Source organism: Variovorax endophyticus (assembly GCF_025376855.1).
GTDB lineage: Bacteria > Pseudomonadota > Gammaproteobacteria > Burkholderiales > Burkholderiaceae_C > Variovorax.
Map to the genome: position 1 here is coordinate 19,810 of NZ_JAHUTH010000050.1, position 22,466 is coordinate 42,275.

The 22,466-nt window shown below is 70.8% G+C and carries 24 protein-coding genes; 10 read left to right on the plus strand and 14 right to left on the minus strand.

The window, feature by feature from the left end:
* The first annotated feature begins 173 nt into the window (after positions 1–173).
* The 3 genes from KV106_RS38180 to KV106_RS38190 all read left to right on the plus strand — a co-directional run bounded on the left by KV106_RS38180 (position 174) and on the right by KV106_RS38190 (position 3,234).
* Positions 174–602 (plus strand): CBS domain-containing protein, encoded by a 429-nt coding sequence (locus KV106_RS38180; RefSeq protein WP_057595659.1) that lies wholly within the window; start codon positions 174–176, stop codon positions 600–602.
* Between the two features lie 139 nt (positions 603–741).
* Entirely contained in the window at positions 742–2,727 is a 1,986-nt protein-coding gene (locus KV106_RS38185) for an O-linked N-acetylglucosamine transferase, SPINDLY family protein (protein ID WP_261217417.1), read from the plus strand.
* Between the two features lie 141 nt (positions 2,728–2,868).
* Positions 2,869–3,234 carry an HPF/RaiA family ribosome-associated protein gene (locus KV106_RS38190; RefSeq protein WP_057595657.1) on the plus strand — a complete coding sequence of 122 codons (366 nt, stop codon included), beginning with the start codon at positions 2,869–2,871 and terminating at the stop codon, positions 3,232–3,234.
* Positions 3,235–3,240: 6 nt separating this feature from the next.
* On the opposite strand, the gene KV106_RS38195 is transcribed toward KV106_RS38190, so the two are convergent.
* From KV106_RS38195 to KV106_RS38225, 7 genes are all read right to left on the minus strand, one after another.
* On the minus strand, positions 3,241–3,741 hold the full coding sequence (locus KV106_RS38195; protein ID WP_261217420.1) for a MerR family transcriptional regulator: 501 nt from the start codon (positions 3,739–3,741) through the stop codon (positions 3,241–3,243).
* Positions 3,728–4,174 (minus strand): nuclear transport factor 2 family protein, encoded by a 447-nt coding sequence (locus KV106_RS38200; protein ID WP_261217422.1) that lies wholly within the window; start codon positions 4,172–4,174, stop codon positions 3,728–3,730. The genes KV106_RS38195 and KV106_RS38200 overlap by 14 nt, the downstream gene beginning before the upstream one ends.
* A 108-nt stretch (positions 4,175–4,282) precedes the next feature.
* A complete protein-coding gene (locus tag KV106_RS38205; protein ID WP_261217424.1) occupies positions 4,283–5,206 on the minus strand; it encodes an SDR family NAD(P)-dependent oxidoreductase in 924 nt (307 codons plus the stop codon).
* Positions 5,207–5,316: 110 nt separating this feature from the next.
* Positions 5,317–5,703: a response regulator gene (locus KV106_RS38210; RefSeq protein WP_261217431.1), complete on the minus strand. Its 387-nt coding sequence runs from the start codon at positions 5,701–5,703 to the stop codon at positions 5,317–5,319.
* Positions 5,704–5,894: 191 nt separating this feature from the next.
* Positions 5,895–7,454: a glutamate--cysteine ligase gene (gshA, locus tag KV106_RS38215; protein WP_261217433.1), complete on the minus strand. Its 1,560-nt coding sequence runs from the start codon at positions 7,452–7,454 to the stop codon at positions 5,895–5,897.
* A 141-nt stretch (positions 7,455–7,595) separates the two neighbouring features.
* Positions 7,596–7,943: a putative quinol monooxygenase gene (locus KV106_RS38220; RefSeq protein WP_261217435.1), complete on the minus strand. Its 348-nt coding sequence runs from the start codon at positions 7,941–7,943 to the stop codon at positions 7,596–7,598.
* A gap of 44 nt (positions 7,944–7,987) precedes the next feature.
* Positions 7,988–8,653 (minus strand): alpha/beta hydrolase, encoded by a 666-nt coding sequence (locus KV106_RS38225; protein WP_261217438.1) that lies wholly within the window; start codon positions 8,651–8,653, stop codon positions 7,988–7,990.
* A gap of 194 nt (positions 8,654–8,847) precedes the next feature.
* Between KV106_RS38225 and KV106_RS38230 the strand changes: the two genes are divergently transcribed.
* Positions 8,848–9,156, plus strand: coding sequence for a hypothetical protein (locus KV106_RS38230; RefSeq protein WP_261217440.1), 309 nt, complete (start codon positions 8,848–8,850; stop codon positions 9,154–9,156).
* Between the two features lie 7 nt (positions 9,157–9,163).
* Here the strand turns inward: KV106_RS38230 and KV106_RS38235 are convergent, their stop codons facing one another.
* From KV106_RS38235 to KV106_RS38255, 5 genes are all read right to left on the minus strand, one after another.
* Positions 9,164–10,150, minus strand: a complete 987-nt coding sequence (locus KV106_RS38235) for a Bug family tripartite tricarboxylate transporter substrate binding protein (RefSeq protein WP_261217442.1) — start codon at positions 10,148–10,150, stop codon at positions 9,164–9,166.
* Positions 10,151–10,263: 113 nt separating this feature from the next.
* Positions 10,264–11,424, minus strand: coding sequence for an FAD-dependent oxidoreductase (locus KV106_RS38240; protein ID WP_261217444.1), 1,161 nt, complete (start codon positions 11,422–11,424; stop codon positions 10,264–10,266).
* On the minus strand, positions 11,421–12,596 hold the full coding sequence (locus KV106_RS38245) for an amino acid aminotransferase (RefSeq protein WP_261217446.1): 1,176 nt from the start codon (positions 12,594–12,596) through the stop codon (positions 11,421–11,423). Before KV106_RS38245 ends, KV106_RS38240 begins: the two co-directional genes overlap by 4 nt.
* A gap of 33 nt (positions 12,597–12,629) precedes the next feature.
* Positions 12,630–13,580 carry a tryptophan 2,3-dioxygenase gene (locus tag KV106_RS38250; protein ID WP_261217448.1) on the minus strand — a complete coding sequence of 317 codons (951 nt, stop codon included), beginning with the start codon at positions 13,578–13,580 and terminating at the stop codon, positions 12,630–12,632.
* Between the two features lie 136 nt (positions 13,581–13,716).
* Positions 13,717–14,685, minus strand: a complete 969-nt coding sequence (locus KV106_RS38255; protein WP_261217452.1) for an AraC family transcriptional regulator — start codon at positions 14,683–14,685, stop codon at positions 13,717–13,719.
* Positions 14,686–14,837: 152 nt separating this feature from the next.
* Here KV106_RS38255 and KV106_RS38260 point away from each other — a divergent pair, with 152 nt between their 5' ends.
* The gene (locus KV106_RS38260; RefSeq protein ID WP_256222257.1) at positions 14,838–15,392 is read left to right on the plus strand and encodes a Fur family transcriptional regulator; all 555 of its coding nucleotides are present in this window, start codon (positions 14,838–14,840) and stop codon (positions 15,390–15,392) included.
* Here the strand turns inward: KV106_RS38260 and zigA are convergent.
* Positions 15,316–16,509: a zinc metallochaperone GTPase ZigA gene (gene zigA, locus KV106_RS38265; RefSeq protein ID WP_261217467.1), complete on the minus strand. Its 1,194-nt coding sequence runs from the start codon at positions 16,507–16,509 to the stop codon at positions 15,316–15,318. The two genes, KV106_RS38260 and zigA, sit on opposite strands and share 77 nt — an antisense overlap.
* A gap of 142 nt (positions 16,510–16,651) precedes the next feature.
* Here zigA and KV106_RS38270 point away from each other — a divergent pair, with 142 nt between their 5' ends.
* The 5 genes from KV106_RS38270 to KV106_RS38290 all read left to right on the plus strand — a co-directional run bounded on the left by KV106_RS38270 (position 16,652) and on the right by KV106_RS38290 (position 21,278).
* Complete coding sequence (locus KV106_RS38270; protein ID WP_261217470.1) at positions 16,652–17,281, plus strand: glutathione S-transferase; 630 nt, start codon at positions 16,652–16,654, stop codon at positions 17,279–17,281.
* On the plus strand, positions 17,278–18,201 hold the full coding sequence (locus KV106_RS38275; RefSeq protein WP_057595642.1) for a LysR family transcriptional regulator: 924 nt from the start codon (positions 17,278–17,280) through the stop codon (positions 18,199–18,201). The genes KV106_RS38270 and KV106_RS38275 overlap by 4 nt, the downstream gene beginning before the upstream one ends.
* Positions 18,202–18,268: 67 nt before the next feature.
* Positions 18,269–19,249: a tripartite tricarboxylate transporter substrate binding protein gene (locus KV106_RS38280; RefSeq protein WP_261217471.1), complete on the plus strand. Its 981-nt coding sequence runs from the start codon at positions 18,269–18,271 to the stop codon at positions 19,247–19,249.
* Positions 19,250–19,284: 35 nt separating this feature from the next.
* Complete coding sequence (locus KV106_RS38285) at positions 19,285–20,502, plus strand: CaiB/BaiF CoA transferase family protein (RefSeq protein WP_261217472.1); 1,218 nt, start codon at positions 19,285–19,287, stop codon at positions 20,500–20,502.
* Positions 20,499–21,278, plus strand: a complete 780-nt coding sequence (locus KV106_RS38290; RefSeq protein ID WP_261217474.1) for an enoyl-CoA hydratase/isomerase family protein — start codon at positions 20,499–20,501, stop codon at positions 21,276–21,278. The genes KV106_RS38285 and KV106_RS38290 overlap by 4 nt, the downstream gene beginning before the upstream one ends.
* Here KV106_RS38290 and KV106_RS38295 read toward each other — a convergent pair whose 3' ends face one another.
* Complete coding sequence (locus tag KV106_RS38295) at positions 21,279–22,181, minus strand: LysR family transcriptional regulator (RefSeq protein ID WP_261217476.1); 903 nt, start codon at positions 22,179–22,181, stop codon at positions 21,279–21,281. It abuts the gene before it with no gap.
* Positions 22,182–22,466 lie beyond the last annotated feature (285 nt).

Below are 22,466 nucleotides of genomic sequence, written 5' to 3' on the forward strand. Positions count from 1 at the left end.
AATGGATCGATACGCCCCGGCCGCGCGGGGATACCGGGGTCTTTGCCGCGCGGGGCATGGCCGCCACGCTTGCAAAGTCTTGCGCCGTTCGCGCGCGCCAGCCCCTATGATTTGTCCGAGCGCGCGCCTTCCGGCGTCGGTCGAATCCAGACTTTTTTCCAGGAGTTGCCGCGATGAAACCCGTCTCCGAACTGCTCAAACGCCACGATTCCTCGGCCTGGCGCACATCGCCGGACACCACGGTGTTCGACGCGCTGGCCACGCTAGCCCGCTTCGAGGTCGGCGCCCTGATGGTGATGGAGGGCGACCGGCTGGTCGGCTTCCTCTCCGAGCGCGACTACACGCGCAAGGTGGCGCTGCAGGGCAAGAACTCCAAGGAGGTCAAGGTCTCGGAGATCATGACGCCCGACGTGATGACCGTGAACCCGCAGACCCCCACCCACACCTGCATGGCGCTGATGAGCCAGCGCAAGTTCCGCCACCTGCCGGTGGTCGACGGCGACAGGGTGGTGGGCATGATCTCGATCCAGGACCTGATGGACGACATCATTGCCGACCACGAGCAGACCATCGAGCAGCTCACCCACTACATCCAGAGTTGAGCGAAGGGGCGCCGCCGCGCCCTAATTCCCGCGTCAGGCAGACGCAACACGGCGACGCTAGACTGCGCGCGCCCGCCCTCGCGGCCGGGCGCCACTTCCTGGTTCCTCTCCCCAGATCATCGAACAACAAGGGCCTGCAATGAGCCTGCAGTCGGCCGAGCTGCTTTTCCGGCAGGGCCAGTATTCCGCTGCGCAGAAAGTGCTGCTGCAGCTGCTGAAGAAGGGCCAGCACATGGCCGCCGCGAACCGGCTGCTGGGCTTCATCGCGGGCCAGGCGCAGGATTTCGCGCAGGCCATCGAGCGGCTGCGCGCCTCGCTGCGCTACGACCCGAATTCCCTCGAGAGCTGGTACTACCTCGGCGTGGCCTGTCAGAAGTCGGGCCAGCACCGCGCCGCGGCCGAGGCCTTCGGCGCGCTGCTGCAGCGCCAGCCGAACCTGTTCGAGGCCGAGCACGACCTGGGCCTCGCGCTGCTCGCGCTCGGCAAGGCCGGCGAGGCGCTGGCCCATTTCGACCGCGCGGTGCAATTGCGCCCGGGCGCCTTCGAGGCCCACATGAACCGCGGCGCGGCCTGCGGCAAGCTGCGCCTGCATGCACAGGAACTTCAGTGCTACGAAAGCGCGCTGGCGCTGCAGCCGGCGCATCCCACGCTGATCGAGAACTACGGCACCGCGCTGTGCCAGGCCCGGCGCTTCGCGGACGCGGCACGCCTGTACGACCGGACCCTGCGCGAGCATCCCGGCGACACCGACTACGCCTTCGCGCGCGGCGGCCTGCTCTATGCGCGCGCGGCCATCGCCGACTGGCAGGACTTCGACGCCCAGATGGCGCTGCTGCGCGAGGACATCCGCGCGCAGCGCGAATGCATCGAGCCCTTCGCGCTGCTGATCCTGCCTTCCACGCCGCAGGAGCAGCTGCAGGTGGCGCGGCTGCATGCGCAGCGCCACTACCCGATGGCGCCCGAACCGCTGCACGCGCCGGTGCGCGCCGAGGGCGATCGCCTGCGCGTCGGCTACATCTCGGCCGACTTCGGGCGCCACGCCACTTCCTTCCTGGTGGCCGAGGTGTTCGAGCGCCACGACCGCGAACGCTTCGAGGTCACGGCGATCTCGCTGCGCCAGAGCGACGGCAGCGCGATGCGCGAGCGGCTCGAGCGGGCCTTCGACCGCTTCGTCGACGCGCACGAGCTGTCGGACAGCGAGACCGCGCAGGCCATCGCCGACCTCGGCATCGACATCCTGGTGGACCTCGGCGGCTACACCATCGATGCGCGGCCCTCGGTGCTGGCGCTGCGGCCGGCGCCGCTGCAGCTCAGCTACCTGTGCTTCCCGGGCACGCTGGGCGCGCCCTTCATCGACTACCTGGTGGCCGACCCCTTCCTGATCCCCGAGGCGGCGCGCGCGGACTACAGCGAGAAGATCCTCTACCTGCCCGACGCCTACCAGCCCAACGATTCGCGCCGCGAGACGGCGACCGCGCCGCTGTCGCGTGCCGATGCCGGCCTGCCCGAGGCGGCCTTCGTCTTCTGCAACTTCAACAACGGCCAGAAGCTCACGGCCGCGTTCTTCGACATCTGGCTGCGGCTGCTCGCGCGCGTCGAGGGCAGCGTGCTCTGGCTCAAGGGCGGCACCGAGGCCTACGAACGGAACCTGCGCGAGCGCGCCAGCGCCCACGGCATCGCGCCCGAGCGGCTGGTGTTCGCGCCCTGGGCCGAGCAGTCGGCCCACCTGCAGCGCCTGGCGCTGGCCGACCTGTGCCTGGACAACCTGCCCTACAACGCCCACACGACCGCCAGCGACGCGCTGTGGGCCGGGCTGCCGCTCGTGAGCTGCATGGGCCAGACCTTCGCCGGCCGCGTGGCGGGCAGCCTGCTGGGCGCGGCCGGTTTCCCGCAGCTCGCGACCGATTCGCCGGCCGCCTACGAGGCGCTGGCCCTGGCGCTCGCGACCGACCCGCCGCGCCTCGCGGCCCTGCGCGCCGAGCTGGCCGCCACGCGCGGGCACTGCGCGCTGTTCGACACCGCGGCCTACACGCGCCACCTCGAAGCGGGCTTCGCCGCGGCCTGGGAGCGCCACCGCGCGCAGTTGCCGCCCGATCACATCGTGGTGTCGCGCCTGGGCGCGTAGGCCGGTCTCTTCATCGCCGCATCGCCAACCCTGCCCGGCCCGCCGGCAGGGCCTTGGCCTACGCTCGCCGCCATTTCAGCGTTCAGAGTGGAGTCTCGTTTCGATCCTCCAACCTGACATCCAAGAAGGGAGACATTGGGCATGCAGATCCAGGTCAACACGAGCAACGGCATCGACAACAAGGAAGCGCTCGAGCGCTGGGCCGACACCGAGATCCAGCAGCAGCTGCAGCGCTTTCGCGACGACGTGACGCGGGTGGAAGTGCACCTGAGCGACGAGAACCACGAGAAGGCCGGCGAACGCGACAAGTGCTGCGTGATGGAGGCGCGGCTCGCGCACCACCAGCCGCTGGCCGTGAAGCAGCACGCTTCCAGCATGGACGAAGCCTTCCGCGGTGCGTCCGACAAGCTCAAGCGCCTGCTCGACAGCACGCTGGGCCGGCTGCACAACCACCGCGACCGCGAGTCGATCCGCCGCGACGGCGGCGCGGGGCTGGTGGCCGAATAGCCTTCTTCAGCGCCGGCGCGCGCGGCGCGAGGGCGCGGGCTCGTCCGGCTGGCGCGGCGGGAGCGCCGGCTCGGGCTCCGCGGTGGGAATGAGCGGCGGGCGCTGCCCGCTCTCGATCCAGGCGTCGTAGAAATCGATCTTGCGGTCGACCAGCGACAGCGCGCGCTTCCATTCGGCGATGGTCCGGTTCACGCGCTCGCGGTGCGCCGCGAGCAGCGCGCGCCGCTCGGCCAGGGTGGCGCGGCCGCGCAGCGCGAGTGCCGTGTACTCGCGCATCTCGGCGATCGACATGCCGGTGCGGCGCAGCCTGTCCATCAGGTCGAGCCAGCCGATGTGGGGCTCGCCGTAGAGGCGCCGCCCGCCCGCGTCGCGCACCACGCCGGGCACCAGCCCCTGGGACTCGTACCAGCGGATCGCGTGCACGCTGCGGCCGGTGCGCTGCGCCAGCTCGCCGATCAGGAACGGCGTGCCCTGCGCGACGCCGCGCCGGGCCTCAGGCGCCGGCATCGGCCGGGGCCGGGACCGCCGGCGCTTCCAGCGCCGAGGCCACCAGGCCGGTGTCGAAATATTCGATCAGCTCCTTCACCAGGCCTCCCTCGAGTCGGTAGACGTAGCAATAGCGGTTGTTGTAGCGGCGCCCGGCATGGGTCAGCACGTCGCCGCTGAATTGCACCACCACCCGGTCCTCGTCGGCCAGGACGTGCTCGGTGCGGCTGGTGTAGGGGGTGGCGAACTGGGCGAACAGCGGGTTCAGCAGCTCCTCGCGGATCGCCTTCCTGCCGCGGTAGGTGCGCGACCAGGCGGTGCTGCCCTCGAGCTTCCAGGTCGCGTCGTCGGCGAAGCCCTCGAGGAAGGGCCGGCTGTTGCCCTGGTCGAGCTGGGCGTGGATGTGCTGGATGAACGCCTTGTTGCTGGCGGTGGTGGTGGTGGTCGTGGTCATGGCGATGTCCTCTTGAGCTTCGATGGAAAGCACCGGAAGGCCCGGTGAATTCCATTGGAAGTGCTCGTGTGCACTCGAGGTCAAGCGCCCTGAACGCCCGGCCGGAATTCAGCCGCGCGCCGCCTTCGCCTTCGCGACTTCGTTCGCGCCCTGCGCGGTGCCGCTCTGGGGCACCTGCTCGCCCTCGCGCGCGCGCACCTCGTCGAGCCGGGCGGCCAACTGCTCGGGCGTGTCGCCGCCGATGCCGATCCACGCGCCCTGCGTGAGCGTGATGTGCGCGGCCTCGAAGGTGCCCGCACCCGCGCACAGGATGGCGCGCGTGGGCGCGTTCTCGGCCGCCAGCACCAGCATCGCGGGCACCACGGCCTCGGGCTGGAAGGCCTCGAGCATGTCGGGCGGGAACAGGTCCTCGGTCATGCGCGTGGCCGCGGTGGGCGCCAGGCAGTTGACGCGGATGTCGTTCTTCGCACCCTCGATGCTCAGGGTCTGCATCAGCCCCACCAGCGCCAGCTTGGCGGCGCCGTAGTTGCTCTGGCCGAAGTTGCCGTACAGGCCGCTCGAGGAGGTGGTCATCACGATGCGGCCGTACTTCTGCGCGTTCATCAGGGCCCAGACGGCCTTGGTGCAATTCACGGCGCCCATCAGGTGCACGTCGACCACCAGTTTGAAGTCGGCCAGTTCCATCTTGGCGAAGCTCTTGTCGCGCAGGATGCCGGCGTTGTTCACGAGGATGTCGACCCGGCCCCAGGCATCGACCGCCTGCTGCACCATGGCCTGCACGGCCTCGAAGTCGGTGACCGAGGCGCCGTTGGCGATCGCCTCGCCGCCCGCGGCCACGATCTCGTCGACCACCGCCTGCGCCGCGCTCACCGAGCCGCCCGAGCCGTCGCGCGCGCCGCCGAGGTCGTTGACCACCACCTTGGCGCCGCGCGCCGCGAGGGCCAGCGCATGCTGGCGGCCCAGGCCGCCGCCGGCGCCGGTCACGATGGCCACGCGGCCCTGGAAGTCGATGCTGCTGCTGTCGTTGCTCATGTCGTCTGGGTCTCTCGGAGGATGGATGGAAGGCGCGTCCGAACCGCACGCGCCGCGGCGCGTTTTACCTCAGAAAGCCCCGGAGGCCCGCGACCGGGCCGCCTTGCCAGTCACCCGTGCGACGAGGTTTCGTGCAGGGTTTCGCAGTAGGCGACGAGCTGGTCGAGCTCGGCCGACTTGTCGAAGAAGGCGTCGGCGCCCAGCAGGCGCGAGCGGTCGCGCATCTCGGCGGTGGCGTAGTTGCTGAGTACCACCACCTTCTGGTGCGGCGCGCGCTGGCGGCAGGCATCGAGCACGCCCAGGCCGTTGCCGCGTTCGAGGAACAGGTCGACGATGGTCAGGTCCCAATCGTCGCGGTGGCGCTTGAGCCATGCCACCGCCTCGTCCTCGCTGCCGGCCACGGCCAGCACCTCGGTCTCGGTCACGTCCTCGAGGAAACCCACGAGGTTCTCGCGGATCACGGGGCTGTCTTCGACGAGATAGGCCTTGAGACTCATGATCGCCCGCCCCGCGCGGCGCCCCCTTGCGGATGGGCCGGAAAGCGGAACGGGACGGGAGGGACGGGCTGGCGGACGACGGCTTGCATGGCGCCATCCTCTCAGCCATGCGGCGGTGCCGCGTGAGCCAGCGACACCGACCGCCTGTAGGCCACCGGCCAAGACGGCTGTCGTCGGCCGGCGGCCCGCCCTCAGGCGGCCACGGCCACCCGCTGGCCCCGGCCCACGCCCAGGCGCGCGGGCGAGACGTACTGCTCGCGGTAGATCTCGAACGGCAGGGTGTCGGCCATCTCGATGCGCTTCTGCTCCTGGATCGAGTCCTCGGTCATGCGAGCGAACTCGGCACGCTGCGCCTCGGAGAAGGGCAGCGCCATGAGCGCGGCGCGGGTCTGCTCGGAGCGCGCGCGAACGAAGCCGACGAAGGAGTTGGCATGCTCGCGCTCGATCGCCGCGAGCACCCGCGCCGAGGGCAGGCTGTCGGGGTTGCCGAGCGCCTCGCGCGCCGCGCGCACCGCCTCGGCATGGGCCGTGCCTCCGTGCGCGGCATCGAGCCGCTCGGCGATCGGCGCGCACTGCTCGACCAGCTCCAGGCCCCAGTCGACCAGCGTCACCGGCTGGCCGCCGCGGCGCAGCGCCAGGCCCGGCTCGCGGCCGCGCGCGGCCGTCAGGTGCTGGTTGTGCGCGAGGTCGGCGATCTCCTGCGGTGTGTCGTCGGGACTGTCGCTCAGCAGGCAGTGCAGCAGGAACACGTCGAGGAAGCGCATCGTCTGGGCGTTGATGCCCACGGTCTCGAAGGGATCGAGGTCCATGAGCCGGACCTCGACGTACTCCACGCCGCGCTCGCGCAGCGCATGCAGCGGGCGCTCGCCGGGGTTGATCACGCGCTTGGGGCGGATCGTGCCGTAGAACTCGTTCTCGATCTGCAGCAGGCTGGTGCCGAGCTGGTTGTAGTCGCCGCCGAGGTTGCGGATGCCGATGGCCTCGTAGGCCGGCCACGGGCGCGTGAGCGCGTCCTGCAGCGAGGCGCCGTAGCCCTCGAGGCTGTTGTAGCTCACGGCCAGCGAGGCCTGCGCGTCGCTCTGGTAGCCCAGGCGGCCCATGCGCAGCGAGGTGCCGTGCGGCATGAACATGCTGCCGTCGCCCAGCGGCTGCAGCTCGTGCGGGCGGCCCGCGACGAAGCTCGAGCACAGCGCCGGCGAGGCGCCGAACAGGTACAGCAGCAGGAAGGCGTGGCGGCGGAAGTTGCGGATCAGCGCGAAGTACTCCTCGCTCGAGACCTCGGGCAGCGACCAGTTGTAGTGGATGCCCGAGATGGTCTGCATGCGGCGGCCGTAGCGATGGCTCAGGCCCATGCGGTAGACGCTCTTGGCGCGGCCCACGTTCGAGGAGCCGTAGCGGCCGATCGGAATGGTCTCGTCGGTCGGCAGGCCGCAGGGCATGCTCGAGACCCACATGCGCTCGTCGCCGAGCTGGTCGAGCACGCGGTAGGTGAACTGGTGGACGCGGGTCAGCTCGTCGAGCGCGGCCTCGGCATCGCCGTGCACGCCGGTGATCAACTCGAGCTGCGACTCGCTGAAGTCGGTCGTGATGTGCGGATGGGTCAGCGCCGAGCCGAGCGCGAGCGGATGGGGCGTCAGCGCGAGCTTGCCGTCGGGCAGCGCGCGCAGGCTTTCCTTCTCGATGCCGCGCCGCATGCCCTTCAACCGCCCGGCCGAGAGCGAACCCAGCCTCTCCTGCAATCTGTTGCTCATATTGTTATGACCCATCAATCTTCTGAGGGGCTGGAAGGTAGCACGGCGGCGCGGGCGCTGCTCGTGCAGGGAAACCCGCTGCCGGCTATGCTGCGGCTCGCTATTTTTTCCATAGCATCACCTTTCGATTCGGTGGGGCGATCAGCTCTTTTCGGGGGGCCGTGAAGCAGCGCCCGAACGGCCCGCGAGGCCGGCCAGGTCGATCTCCTCGGACTGGTAGACATGGATCTGCGGCGGCCCGTCGGCCATCGCGGCCAGCGCCTTGCCGAAGGCGCGCGAGGCCTCGACGCGGAAATGCACCTGCAGCGCCGCCATGTCGCTCCAGCGCTCGACGAAGGTGAGGCGCAGCGGCTGCATCGCGTCGGTCGAGACCTCGTGCGAGAGGCAGCCGGGCTCGGCGCGCGAGCGCTGCACGTGCTCGACGCTGATCGCGAGCATGGCCTGCAGAGTGTCGGGCTTGGCGGTGGCATGGCCGATGACGAGGATCATGGGGTGTCTCCTTTTTCGGGTCGCGGGCGCCTCGGCCCGCCGGTTCAGGGGGCGAGCACGCGCAGCAGGAAGGCGTTGAGGTCGCCGATCTCCTCGAGGCAGACCGAGTGCGCCATCGCGTACTCGTGCCATTCGACGGCGTAGCCCAGCGCCGCGAGCGCGTCGCGCGACTGCTGGGCGCGCGCGATCGGCACCACCGGGTCCTGCCGGCCATGGGCCAGGAACACCGGCGTGTCGTGGTTGGATGCATGGCGCTCGGCCGCGGTGGTGGCCGCGATCGGCAGGTAGCCCGAGAGGCCGACGATGCCCGCGAGCCGCTCGCCATGGCGCAGCCCGGTCATCAGCGCCATCGCGCAGCCCTGCGAGAAGCCGGCCACCATGATGCGCCCGGCCGCGATGCCGCGCGCCTTCTCGTTGGCGATCAGCGCCTCGATCGTGGCCTGCGAACGGCGCAGGCCGGCCTCGTCCTCGCGCGCCACCAGGTCGGCCACCGCGATGTCGTACCAGGCCGGCATCTGGTAGCCGCCGTTGATGGTGACCGGGATCACGGGCGCGTTCGGGAACACGAAGCGCACCGGGCCCACGCTCGAGAGGTCGAGCTCGTTGGCGATGGGCACGAAGTCGTTGCCGTCGGCGCCCAGGCCATGCATCACGATCACCGTGGCGGTGGGATGGGGGGCGGTTTCGATCTCGATGGGGGGACGGGACATGGTCGGTGAAAGTCGTGAAAAAGTACGCCAAACAGGCGCGGATGGCCGGACCTTAGCGCATTCGGGCCGGCGGGGGCATTGATCCGGCACAGGGATTCGCCCCATCCCGCGCACCCGGACGGCCGCTTGGCCGACTTGCGCGGCGCGGCCCCGCCCCCAAGATGGTCCGCAAGAACCCCAGCGAAGGACCCCGCGTGAGCCATTCCCCACCCCTGGTCGATACCAAGCTGGCCGGCCTCGTGCTGGTCTGCGGCGAGTGCGAGGCGCGCAAGGACGGTCCCGCGAAGCTGCAGGCCAGGCCGGTGCGCAAGGAACTGAAGCACGAACTGCGCGATGTGCCGCTGCGGCTGCGCGTGGTGCAGTCCAGCTGCCTGGGCCTGTGCCCGAAGAAGGCGATGGCCCTGGCGGCCGTGGCGCAGGGCCATGCGCCGCTGGTGGCGGAAGTCTGCCGCGACGAGGATGTCGCGGCCTTCGCCCGGGCGCTGGCCAAGTCGGTGCGTTGACCGGCTTCTATTCCGCCTTGATGCCGTTCGCCTTCACGATCTGCGCATAGCGCTCGTACTCGGCCGCCACCTGGCCCTGGAACTGGCGCTGCGCGAAGCCGGTGGCCTCGATGCCCTGGGCCGCGAGGTCGGCGCGCGCGGCCGGCGTGCGCACGATGCGGCCGGCCTCCTGCGCGATCGCGTCGACCACCGGCTGCGGCGTGCCCGCGGGCGCGAACAGCCCGAACCAGGTACCGGCGCGGTAGCCAGGGTAGCTCTCGGCCAGGGTCGGCACCTCGGGCAGCAGCGGATGGCGCTTCTCGCCGCCCGTGCCCAGCGCCACCAGCCGGCCGCTGCGGATGTGCGGCAGCGCCGGGCCCACGGCGATCAGCATCACGTCGACCTGGCCCGCGATCACGTCCTGCATGCCCAGCGGACCGCCGCGGTAGGGGATGTGGGTGACGTAGATGCCGGCCTTCTGCTTGAACAGCTCCATGCCCAGCTGCTGCGGGCTGCCGTTGCCGGCCGAGGCGTAGTTGATGCGGCCCGGCTGCGCCTTGGCGGCGCGCACGAAGTCGGCCACGCTGCGATAGCCGGTCTTGGGATTGGCCACCAGCACGAAGTCGATCTGGCCCAGCGACACCACCGGCAGCAGGTCGCGCCGCGCGTCGTAGGGCAGGCTGGCCTGCAGGTTCGGCAGGATGGTGATCGGGCCGTCGGCACCGACCAGCAGCGAATAGCCGTCGGCCTGCGCCTTGGCGAGCCCGTCGGCCGCGAGGATGCCGGCCGCGCCGGCCTTGTTGTCGACCACCACCGGCTGCTTCCACTGCGCCGACAGCCGCGACGAGAGGTAGCGCGCGAGCACGTCGGGCGAACTGCCGGGCGTATTGGCCACGGTGATGTGAACGGCCTTGGCCGGATAGGAAGCGTCGGCGCTTTGCGCCTGCGCGCCCAGGGCGATCGACGCGCCGGCCCAGAACAGAAAGGCCGGCTTGAACAGGGAGGGGACGCGCATGGAGAACTTTCGGGTACGGACTGGGGAACGCGCGCGATTCTGTCGCGCCCTCGTCCGGACGCGAACGACCCATTCGTCAGATGCTTAGGGCGATTCGGACATAAGGGCCCTCGCTACCCCGCGCGCAGCGCGTCCAGCTGGCCGTAGAACGCGTCGACCTGCCGCTGCGCGCCCTCGCGCATCGCCGCATTGCGCGAGGCGCAGCCCGCGGCGTCCTCCACCGCCCCGGCCTCGCCCACCTGGCGCGAGGCGTCCTGCACGAAGCGGCACATCGGATAGCGGCGCTCGCCGAAGGCGCGCAAGCTGGCCTCCGAAATGCCGTGCTCGTCCAGCATCCGGGCCAGCACCACCGCGTCCTCCACCGCCATCGCCCCACCCTGCCCCATGAACGGCGTCGAGGCATGGGCCGCGTCGCCGATCAGCAGGATGCGCCCCGCATGCCAGGGCAGCGGCGCCTGCACCTCCTCGACCGCCGTGTAGAGCAACTCCGAGCCCGCGCCGAGCTGGTCGAGGAAGGGCCGCGCCGGTCCGCCGAACTCGGCGAAGCGCTCGCGCATGCGCGCGGGCCATTCCTCCTTCGGATACCAGCGGCCGGCCGGCTCGGCGACGGTGCCGAACAGGTAGAGCCGGTCGTCGGCGATCGGCATGATGCCCAGCCGCTTGCCGATGCCCATCATCATGATCTTGGCCACCAGCGCGCGCGGCCGCTCGTGCACGCTGCGCCAGACGCCGAAGCCCGTGTAGCGCGGCGCGAGCGGACCCGTCACCCGTTCGCGCAGCTGCGAGCGGATGCCGTCGGCGCCGACGACGAGGTCGAAGGCCCGCGCCGTGCCGTCGGACAGCAGCACCCGCGCGCGCTCTCTCTCGGGGTCGACCCATTCCACCGTGGTCGCGAGCCGGATCTCCACGCCCAGCGCCGACAACCGGTCCGCGAGCACGCGGTGCATCTGCGAACGCTTGATGCCCACGATCGGCGCCGCGCCGCCCTGCGAGCGCGGATAGAACACGTCGACGATCGGCGCGCCGAGGTGGTCGAGGTAGACGTTGCGCCCGTCCTCGATCGCGAAGCCGGCCTCGAGGATGCGCGGCAGCACGCCCACCGCGCGCAGCGCCTCGAGACCGTTGCCGTAGATGAAGATGCCCGAGCTCTGGAAGCGCCATTCGGCCTGCTTCTCGACCAGCGTGACGCCGAAGCCCCGGCTCGCCAGCGCGATCGCCGCCGAGCAGCCCGCGATGCCGGCGCCCACGACGAGGATGCGTTCGGGCCGCGTCATGCGCGCACCGCCGCGAGCGCGGCGCTCACCCGTTCGATGTTCGAGGCATTGAGCCCCGCGACGCACAGCCGCCCCGAGCCCACGAGGTAGACGCCGAAGCGTTCGCGCAGCGCATCGATCCGCGCGGGCGCCAGTCCCGTGTAGCTGAACATGCCGTGCTGCGCCACCAGGTAGCCGGAGCCCGGCCCTAACGCCTGATGCAACGCCCGATGCAACGCCGTGCGCATCGCGCGCATGCGCAGCCGCATCGCCTCGAGCTCGGCGCGCCATTGCGATTCGAGCGCGCGGTCCGACAGGATCGCCTGCACCAGTGCCGCGCCCTGTCCCGGCGGGCACGAATAGCTGCGCCGGATGCCGAGCTTGAGCCGACCCAGCAGCCGCGTCGCGTCGGCGCCCGGCGCATGCACGGCGAGCGCGCCCACGCGTTCGCCATAGAGCGAGAAGATCTTCGAGAACGAGCTCGCCACCAGGCAGGCGATGCCGCGCCGCACGCATTCGCGCACCGCCCAGGCGTCCTCCTCCACGCCCCGAGCGAAGCCCTGGTAGGCCATGTCGAAGAAGGGCAGCAGGCCGCGCTGCGCGATGGTGTCGAACAGCGCGTGCCACTCCTCGTGCGAGGGGTCCACGCCGGTCGGGTTGTGGCAACTGGGATGCAGCAGCACGATGTCGCCGGCCGGAAGCTTGCCGAGCGTGGCGATGGCGCCGTCGAGATCGAAGCCGCCGGTGCTGCCGTCGTAGTAGGGATAGTGATCGACGCGCAGCCCCGCGCCCTCGAAGATCGCCGCATGGTTGGCCCAGGTCGGGTCGGGCATCCACACCGTGGCCTCGGGCGACAGGTCCTTGAGCAGGTCCGCGCCGGTCTTGAGCGCGCCGGTGCCGGCCACGGTCTGCACCACCACGAGCGGCGCCGTTGCCACCTCGCCGAACACCAGCCGCCGCACCGCGTCCCGGTAGGGCTGCGCCCCCTCGGTCGGCGCATAGACGCTGGGCGCATCGGCCTCGGCCAGCAGCGCGCGCGCGGCGCGCACCGAATCCAGCACCGGCACCCGGCCCTGCTCGTCGCAATAGATGCCGATGCCGAGGTTGACCTTGTGCGGCCGCGGGTCGGCCTTGTAGGCCTCGAACAGGCCGAGGATGGGATCGTCGGCATGGGCCGGCAGTTGATCGAACACGCGTGCTCCAGAAAGAAAAACGAAAGAAAAGGCTCAGAGCCGCGTACGCACCGACCACAGCTCGGGAAAGAAGCGGTGGTCGACCACGCTGCGCAGCCAGCCCACGCCGGCCGAGCCACCGGTGCCGGGCTTGAAGCCCAGGATGCGTTCGACCGAGACGAAATGGCGCCAGCGGTACTGCGAGAACACGTCGGCGATGTCCATCAGCGCCTCGCCGAGCCGGTAGAGATCGTTCTCGGGTGCCGGATCGCCGTAGACCTGCAGCCACGCGGCCTCCACGCCCGCGTTCGGCGCATAGCTGGCCGACCAGTCGCGCGCCAGCGCCTCGGCCGGCACCGGCACGCCGCGCCGGTGCAGCAGCGCGAGCACGTCGTCGTAGAGGCTCGGCGAATTCAGCGCGCGCTCCATGTAGGGCCACACGTCGGGGTTGTTGGCATGCGCGCGCGCCAGCGGAATCGACTTGTTGCCGAGGATGAATTCCACGTGCCGGTACATGTACGACTGCTGGCCCGAGGCGATGCCCAGCGTGTTGCGGAACTGGTTGAACTCGTGCGGCGTGATGGTCGAGAGCACGTCCCAGGTCTTGGCCAGGAACTCGAGCAGCGCGCACACCCGCGGCGCGAGCTGCAGTGCGCCGACCACGTCGTCGGCGCGCACGCGCAGCTGCATGTTCGAGAGTTCGTAGTGGATCGCCTTGAAGCTCAGTTCCTTGCAATGGGTGATGCACATGAAGACCATCTCGTCGTGGCCTTCGCTGCGCATGTGCTGCAGGCTCAGCAGCAGGTCGTTGCGCTGGTGCTCGAGGTAGGGGTTGCTCCTGCCCTCGAACCGCAGCAGCGGCTCGCCGTCGGTGTCCTGCACCGTGGCCGCGCGCTGGTGGTTGTCGCCGGCCGCGATCGGCTTGACCAGCGACAGTTCGAGCGCGGGATCGCGCACCGCGGGGATCACGCGCTGCCGCCGGGGGCGCGAGGGGGAAACCGTCATGTCGTCGTCTCTCTGGCCCGCGTGCTGCGCGGGCCGTGATGGGGATGCGGCGATTCTTCGGCCCCGGGGCCGGCGGCTCAACCTCCGGCGCGCCGGATTTGGTCACCGTTCGTCCGTGACCGGACGATGACGGCGTTCAGGCGGCGCCGTGGCGCCGGGCGTAGGCGCTGGGCGTGAGCCCGGTCCAGCGCTGGAAGGCGCGCGAGAACGCCTTCTCCGACGCGTAGCCCACCGACTCGGCCACCTGGTGCAGGCTCAGCTGCCGGTTCTTGAGCTTCTCGGCCGCCAGCGTCATGCGGTAGGAGCCCAGGTAGTGCATCGGCGTCACGCCCACCAGCGTGCGGAAGCGCTCGCTGAAGATGGTGCGCGACAGGTAGCTGGCCTGCGCCAGCGTCGCCACCGACCACGGATGCGCGGGCCGCTCGTGCATCAGCGCCATGGCGCGCGCGATGCTCTCGTCGTCGAGCCCGCGCAGGGTGCCCAGGCGCTCGGCCGGCGCCGCGGCCGGCTGCGCGTACAGGTGCTCGCAGAGGATGTGGACCAGCAGCAGGTCGGCCATGCGCGCGGCCGAGAGCTGCCAGCCCGGGCGCTGCGCCACGGTCTCGTTGACCAGCGTCTCCATCGCCAGCGCCAGCGAGGCGGTGGTGGGAATCTGCGCCTGGCGCAGCACTATCAGCGGCGGCAGGCTCGCGATGATCGAACCCAGCCCCTGGGCAGGAAGCCACAGGTGCAGCGAGAACAGTTCGGTGACCGGACCGCCGCCGCCGTGCGAGAACACGATCGGGTGGTCGCCGTGGCGGCCGGTGGAATGCGCGGCGATCAGCTCGCGGAACGGCCGCGCCTCGAGCCCCGGCGCCGACGACACGGTGTGCGCGCCGCCCTGCGGCAGCATCGCGATGTCGTGCGGCGCCACCTGCACCGGTTCGGCATCGCCCACCGAAATCCAGTAGGGCGCGCCGGTGCACAGGCGGATCAGCGGGCCGTCCACGCCGGTCGAGTGCAGCGCCCAGGGCGCCGAGAGCGAGAAGCGTGCCGTGACGGCGCGCTCGGACTTGTAGCCCGCGAGCAGGTGGCTCAGTGCGTCGCCGTCGCGTCCCGTGTCCATGCTGTCGTGTCGTGGCGTCCGTGGTCTGTCCGATTCGCGCGGATTATCTGGCATGGAAGCCGGGCGATTCACCGCGGCGCGCCCACGACGACGCGGGATGCAACACAATGGCGGCTCGCATGAAGACAACGACCTCGCAACCGAAGCCCCGAATGGCCCACGCAACCTTCGACAGCGAAAGCCAGCTGCGCGACCGCGGACTGCGCGTCACGCGCGCCGCCCAGACCGTGCTCGAGCTGCTCGAGCACACCTCCCAACCGCTCACGCACGACGAAGTCGCCGCGGCCTACACCACCGCCACCGGCGAGGAACCCGACCGGGTCACGATCTACCGCGTGCTCGACCGGCTGGTCGAGGTCGGCCTGTGCGACCGCCGCGTCGGCGCCGACCGCGTGAACCGCTTCGCGCGCCACGTCGAGGCCGCCTCGGGCAACACCTTCGAGTGCGACCAGTGCCACAAGGTGCTGGCCCTGCCCTCCGACCCCGAACTGCCGAAGGTCATGGGCCGGCTCGGCCGCGCGCTGCGCAAGCAGGGCATCGACACCCGCCGCACCGCGCTCACGCTGCACGGCACTTGCGGCGACTGCGTGCCGGCCGAAGCCGCACCCGCGGCCCGGCCCGCCGCCCGCCCTACGCGTTCCAGGACGGGAAAGGGTCCGGCAGGTTCTGCCACCACGAGGCGCCGTAGCGCATCTCTTCCTCGGTGAGCAGGCAGGCATCGAGCCGCGCGCGCAGCGCGGCCTCGTCCATGCCGATGCCGATCAGCACCAGTTCCTGCCGCGCATCGCCCGTGGCCGGGTCCCAGTGGCTCTGGATCAGCGCCAGTCCCTCGGGATCGCTGGGCCAGTGCTCGCGCGGCACCGCCGCCCACCAGAAACCCGCCGCGCCGTAGCGGCAGGCGCCGCCGGCCTGCGACCAGCTGCCCGCGCGCGTGGGCCGGCTCGCGAGCCAGAAGAAGCCCTTGGAGCGCACCACGCCCTCCCATTCCTGCTGCACCAGGTCCCAGAAGCGCTGTGGATTGAACGGCAGCCGCGCGCGGTAGACGAAGCTGCGGATGCCGTAGGCCTCGCTCTCGGGCAGGTGCTCGCCGCGCAGCTCGGCCAGCCAGCCCGGCGCCTGCTCGGCCTGCGCGAAATCGAACAGGCCGGTGTCGAGCACCCGGTCGAGCGCAATGCGGCCGAACTGCGACAGCTCGATGCGCGCGCGCGGATTGAGGCTCTTGAGGATCGCCATCAGCCGCTCGCGCTCGGCCGCGCTCACCAGGTCGGTCTTGTTCAGCACCAGCACGTCGCAGAACTCGATCTGCTCGATCAGCAGGTCGACCACGGTGCGCGCGTCCTCGTCGCCCAGCGACTGGCCGCGCTGCCGCAGGCTGTCGGCCGAGCCGTAGTCGCGCAGGAAATTGAAGGCATCGACCACCGTGACCATGGTGTCGAGCCGCGCCACGTCGGCCAGGCTCTTGCCGTCCTCGCCCGCGAAGGTGAAGGTCTCGGCCACCGGCAGCGGCTCGGAGATGCCGGTCGACTCGATCACCAGCTGGTCGAAGCGGCCCTCCTTCGCGAGCCGCCCGACCTCGATCAGCAGGTCCTCGCGCAAGGTGCAGCAGATGCAGCCATTGCTCATCTCGACCAGCCGCTCGTCGGTGCGCGACAGCTCGGCCCCGCCCTCGCGCACCAGCGCGGCGTCGATGTTGACCTCGCTCATGTCGTTGACGATCACCGCCACGCGCCGGCCCTCGCGGTTGTGCAGGATGTGGTTGAGCAGCGTGGTCTTGCCGGCGCCGAGGAAGCCGGACAGCACGGTGACGGGAAGGCGTTGGGGCATGGCGTGGGTCTCGTTGATATGCAACTGCATTGCATTATATGAATGACGCAACACTGTTGCATGTAAAGCGGAAAAGCGCCCGCCGCGCCCGCCTCCGGCCGCGCCGATAGACTCGGGGCCCGCCTCCGCCCTACCGCCGCCGATGACCCCGCCCGTGCTCTACAGCTTCCGCCGTTGCCCCTATGCGATGCGCGCCCGCCTCGCGCTGGCGGCGAGCGGCCAGCGCTGCGAGCTGCGCGAGGTCGAGCTCAAGCGCAAGCCGCTCGAGATGCTGGCCGCCTCGCCCAAGGGCACGGTGCCGGTGCTCGTGCTGGCCGACGGCACGGTGATCGACCAGAGCCTGGACATCATGCGCTGGGCGCTCGCGGCGGCCGATCCGCTGCGCTGGCTGCAGCCCGGCGACACCGAGGCGCTGGTCGCCGCCTGCGACGACCATTTCAAGCCGCAGCTCGACCGCTACAAGTACCCGGGCCGCTTCGCCGATGCGGTGCAGGCCGAGGCGCGCGAACAGGGCGCGCGCTTCCTGCGCGAGCTCGAGGCGCGGCTGGCCGCCTCGGCCTTCCTGCTCGGCGCCCACGCCACCCTGGCCGATGCCGCGCTGATGCCCTTCGTGCGCCAGTACGCGATGGTCGAGCCGGCCTGGTTCGAGGCCCAGTCCTGGCCGCGGCTGCGCGCCTGGCTCGCGGACTGGATCGCCTCGCCGCTGTTCGACAGCGTCATGCGCAAGAACCCGCCCTGGCGCAGCGGCGAGGCCGGCATCGCCTTCCCATGAGCACGCGCCTGCATTTCGACCTCACGACGGTCCAGCTCTTCATCGCCACCGCCGAGCTCGGCGGCGTCACGCGCGGCGCCGAGCGCATGCACATGGCGCCGGCCGCGGCCTCGCGCCGCATCCTCGAGCTCGAATCGCAGTTCGGCGTGGCGCTGTTCGAGCGCCGCCCGCACGGCATGGTGCTGACCGATGCCGGGCGCGCGATGCTCGCGCATGCGCGCAACATCACCCACACCGTGCTGCGCATGCAGGACGACGCGGCCTCCTACCTCGGCGGCGAACAGGGCGTGGTGCGCGTGGCGGCGCCGAAGTCGGCGGTGATCCAGTTCATGCCGCGCGACATCGAGCGCTGCGCCGCCGCCTGCCCCGGCGTGCGCATCGACCTGCAGGAGATGAACAGCCAGGTGGTGCAGCAGGCGCTGCGCCGCGGCACGGTCGACATCGGCATCTACGAGGCCAGCCTCGGTGCCATCGATCTGCCGATGCTGCCCTACCGCGGCGATGAGCTGGTGGCCGTCACCGCGCGCGGCCATGCGCTGGCCGGCCGGCGCGAGGTGGTGCTCGAGGACATCCTGGCCTGCGACCTGATCGTGCTCAACGAGGGCTCGGCGATCTCGCTCATGCTCGCGCGGCTGGCCGACGAGACCGGCCAGCTGCTGCGCATGCGCATGCGCGTGGGCGGCTTCGACAGCATCGCGGCGCTGGTGGCGCAGGACCTGGGCATCGGCGTCATGCCGGCGGCCATCGCGCGCCATGTGGCCGCGGGCAGCCGCTTCGCGCGATTGCCGATCCGCGGCGACTGGGCGCGGCGCCAGTTCGTGCTGTGCCATCGCGCCGGGGATTCGCTGTCGCGCGCCGCGGCCAGCGTGGCACGCGTGCTCGCGGATACGCAAAACGCGAATCCAGCCTCGCCCAAATAGCGATGGCGCCCGGTGCGGGCCTTGCGCACCATCCGTCGACCCTAAAGAACGACGGAGACATCGCAGCATGCAACGCAGAAGCTTCACCCTGGCGGCCGCGGCCGCCCTCGCCGCACCGGGACTGGTGCGCGCCGCGAACGAGGCGGCGCCACCGGCCGGCCCCGTGAAGATCGTGGTCGGCTTCGCGCCCGGCGGCGGCACCGACGTGCTGGCGCGCGTCATCGGCCAGAAGCTGGGCGCGATGTGGAACGCCTCGGTGCTGGTCGAGAACAAGCCCGGCGCCACCGGCGCGATCGCGGCCGACTACGTGAGCAAGCAGCCGCCCGACGGCAACACCCTGCTGATGGCGCACGTCAACAGCCACGCGATCGCGCCGGCGCTGCTGACCGGCGTGCGCTACGACCCGCGGCGCGACTTCACGCCGCTGACCCTGGTGGGCGTGACGCCGAACATGCTGACCTGCGCGCCGGCGCAGAAGGCGCGCACCCTGCCCGAGGTCGTGGCGCTGTGCCGCGAGCGGCCGGGCCGCGTGTCCTTCGGCTCCTCGGGCATCGGCTCGGCGCAACACCTGGCCTTCGAGATGTTCAAGCTGCAGGCCAAGGTCGATGCGGTTCATGTGCCCTACAAGGGCTCGAGCGCCCTGATCGTCGACCTGCTCGGTGGGCAGATCGACTACGCCTTCGACACCATGACCGCCGCCACGCCCTTCGTGAAGCAGGGCAAGGTGATTGCGATCGCGCAGACGCGGCTGCAGCGCGCGCGCAGCCATCCCACCGTGCCCACGCTCGCCGAGTCGGGCTTTCCGGGGCTGGACGCGGCCTCGTGGTACGGCCTGGTCGGCCCGCGCGGCATGGCCGCGCCGATAGTGCAGCGCATGAGCGAGGACATCAACCGCGTGCTGGCCCTGCCCGACATCGCGCAGCGGCTCGACGAGTTCGGCGCCGAGGACGCGGGCGGCAGCCCCGAGAAGTTCGGCGCCTTCATCGCGAGCGAATACGCCAAGTGGGGCCGCATCGTTAAAGAAGCCGGCGTGCGCGCCGACGCTTGAGACCATTTTCCTTTCCCCCTGAAAGACGCCAACCGATGAGCGACACCTCCTCCTCCCGTCCCCTCCCTTTGGCCGGCGTGCGCGTGCTCGACGTGAGCCAGGTCATGGCCGGCCCCTATGCCTGCATGCTGCTGGCCGACCTCGGCGCCGACGTCATCAAGATCGAGCCGCCGCAAGGCGGCGACCAGACGCGCGGTGCCATGGGCTTCAAGCTCAAGGGCACGGACAGCATGGGCTTCCTCAACATGAACCGCAACAAGCGCTCGATCACGCTCGACCTCAAGTCCGACAGCGGGCGCGAGGTGCTCTACAAGCTGGTGGCGCAGGCCGACATCCTGGTGGAGAACTACCGCCCCGGCGTGATGAAGCGGCTGCGCACCGACTACGAGACGCTCAGCGCGATCAACCCGCGGCTGGTCTACGTCAGCATCTCGGGCTTCGGCCAGACCGGGCCCTGGGCCGGCCGGCCGGGCTTCGACCTGATGGCGCAGGCGATGTCGGGAATCATGAGCGTGACCGGCCATCCCGACGGCCCGCCCGCCAAGGCCGGCGTGCCGGTGGCCGACATCGGCTGCGCGCTGTTCGCCACCTACGGCATGCTGTCGGCCTACATCGGCGCCAAGGCCACGGGACGCGGCCAGTACGTCGATGCCTCGCTGTTCGATTCCGCGCTGGCCTTCTCGATCTGGGACATCAGCGAATACTGGGGCACCGGCCGCGAGCCCGAGCAGCTCGGCACCGCCAACCGCATGAGCGCGCCCTACCAGGCAATGAAGGCGGCCGATGGCCACTTCGTGATGGGCGCCACCAACCAGAAGCTGTGGCAGATGCTGTGTGCCACGCTGGAACGGCCCGACCTGCTCGATGACGCGCGCTTCGCGACCGTGTCGCTGCGCCTGGCGAATCGGCATGCGCTCATCGAAAGCCTCGAGCGCAGCTTCGCGCAACGAGGTTGCGAACACTGGATCGACCGGCTGCTGGCCGTGGGCATTCCGGCCGGGCCGATCCTCAGCTACCCCGAGGCCTTCGAGAGCGAGCATGGCCGGCACCGCCGCATGCGCATCGAGATCGACCATCCGGTGGAGGGCAAGGTGCCCAACATCGGCTTCGCCGTGAAGATGGGCGGCACGCCGCAGCAGGTGCGGCGCGCGCCGCCGCTGCTCGGGCAGCACACGGCCGAGGTGCTGGCCGAGCTCGGCATCGATGCGCCGGCGCAGCGCGAGCTGGCCGCGGCCGGAGCCTTCGGGTCATGAGCGAAGGCAGCGTACATCTCTCCGTGACGGAGGGCATCGCCACGCTGGTGTTCGACCGCCCGGCCGCGCGCAATGCCATGACCTGGGCCATGTACCAGTCGCTCGCCGCGCACTGCGAATCGCTGGCCGCGCGCGCCGGCGAGGTGCGCGTGGCGGTGCTGCGCGGCGCGGGCGGCCAGGCCTTCGTGGCCGGCACCGACATCGCGCAGTTCCGCGACTTCGCGGGCGGCGACGACGGCGTGGCCTACGAGCGGCGCATCGATGCCGGCATCGGCCTGATCGAGGCGCTGCCGATGCCGACCGTGGCGGTGGTCGAGGGCTGGGCCGTGGGCGGCGGACTCGCGATCGCGACCGCCTGCGACTTCCGGCTCGCGACGCCGGGCGCGCGCTTCGGCGTGCCGATCGCGCGCACGCTGGGCAACACGCTGTCGTCGCTGAACTTCGCGCGGCTGCGCGCGGCCTGGGGCCTGCAGCCGGTGCGGCGCATGCTGCTGCTGGCGCAGGTCCTCGATGCGAGCGAGGCGCTGGCCTGCGGTTTCCTAGAGCAGGTCTGCGCGGCCGAAGCACTCGACGGCGCGCTGCATTCGCTGTGCGCGCGGCTGGCCGCGCTGGCGCCCGTGACGCAGGCGGCCGCCAAGGAAGCGCTGCGCCGCGGCACGGCGCAGGGCGCGCCCGACACCGACGACCTGGTGCGCCGCAGCTACGGCAGCGCCGATTTCGCCGAGGGCGTGGCGGCCTTCACCGAGGGACGGCCGCCGGCCTGGCGCGGCCGCTGATCAGGTCGCGACCGCGCGCGCCGAGGCGCGCTGGATGCATTCGACGAAGTGCTGCGCGGCCGGCGTCAGCAACTGGCCGCGGCGCTTGACCACGCAGACGTTGAGCGTCGGCAGCGTCTCGACCACGTCCACGCGCCGGATGCCGTGGCGCTTGAAGCTCAGCGCGGCCAGCGGCTCGACGAACAGGCCGATCAGGTCCATCTGCCCGACCAGCGACAGCGCGACCGTGACCGAGTGGCCCTGGATCACGCGCTGCGGCGCGGGCAGGCCCAGCGGCAGCAGCGCCGAGATCGATTCGCGGCCGCTGAAATGATCGTCGCCCGGCAGGATCCACTCGGCGGTCGCGAGCTCGGCCATCGAGCGGCTCGCGCGCAGGGGATGGCGCTCGCGCAGCCCCACCACCAGCTTCACCGGGAACAGCTCGATGGCCTCGAACTGCGGATCGAGCCGGCCCGGCACCACGTGCGCCACCGCGAAATCGAGCGAGCCTTCGCGCAGCCGCGCCAACATCCAGGGCAGCACCGCCTCGCTGAACTGCACGTCGACGGCCGGCAGCCGCCCATGGAAGTCCTTGAACGCCGCCGGCAGGATGGTCTGCGCGAACGAAGTGCTGACGGCCAGCGCGACCCGGCCCGTGAGCCCGTCGCGGATCTGCGCGATCTCCTCGCGGGCGCGCTGCATGTCGGCCAGCAGCATGCGCGCGCGCGGCGCGAAAGCCTCGCCGAAGGGCGTGAGCCGCACGCCCTTGACGCTGCGCTCGACCAGCGGCGCGTCGACCTCGCGCTCGAGTTCGCGCACGATCTTGGTCACCGCGGGCTGCGAGATGCCGAGCACGCGCGCCGCCGCGCGGATGCTCATCTGCTCGACCACCGCGACGAAGGCGTGCAACTGGTTGGGTTTCATGGAGGACGGGTGCCGGACAGGCGACAACCAAAAGTTATCGTACTGGCCCAATTATTGTCTTTTCAGCGAGCAACCGACTCTCTAGCATCCGTCGCGGCCGAAGACCTTCGACCTACCCGCATTCCCACAGAACCACACCAACACCCCGAGACATGAGCCCCACCCGTCCCGCGCACAGCGCCGCCAGCCGGCGCCAGACCATCGTCGCCACCACCATCGGCAACGGCCTCGAGTTCTTCGACTTCACCGTCTACGGTTTCCTCGCGCTGGTGATCGGCAAGCTGT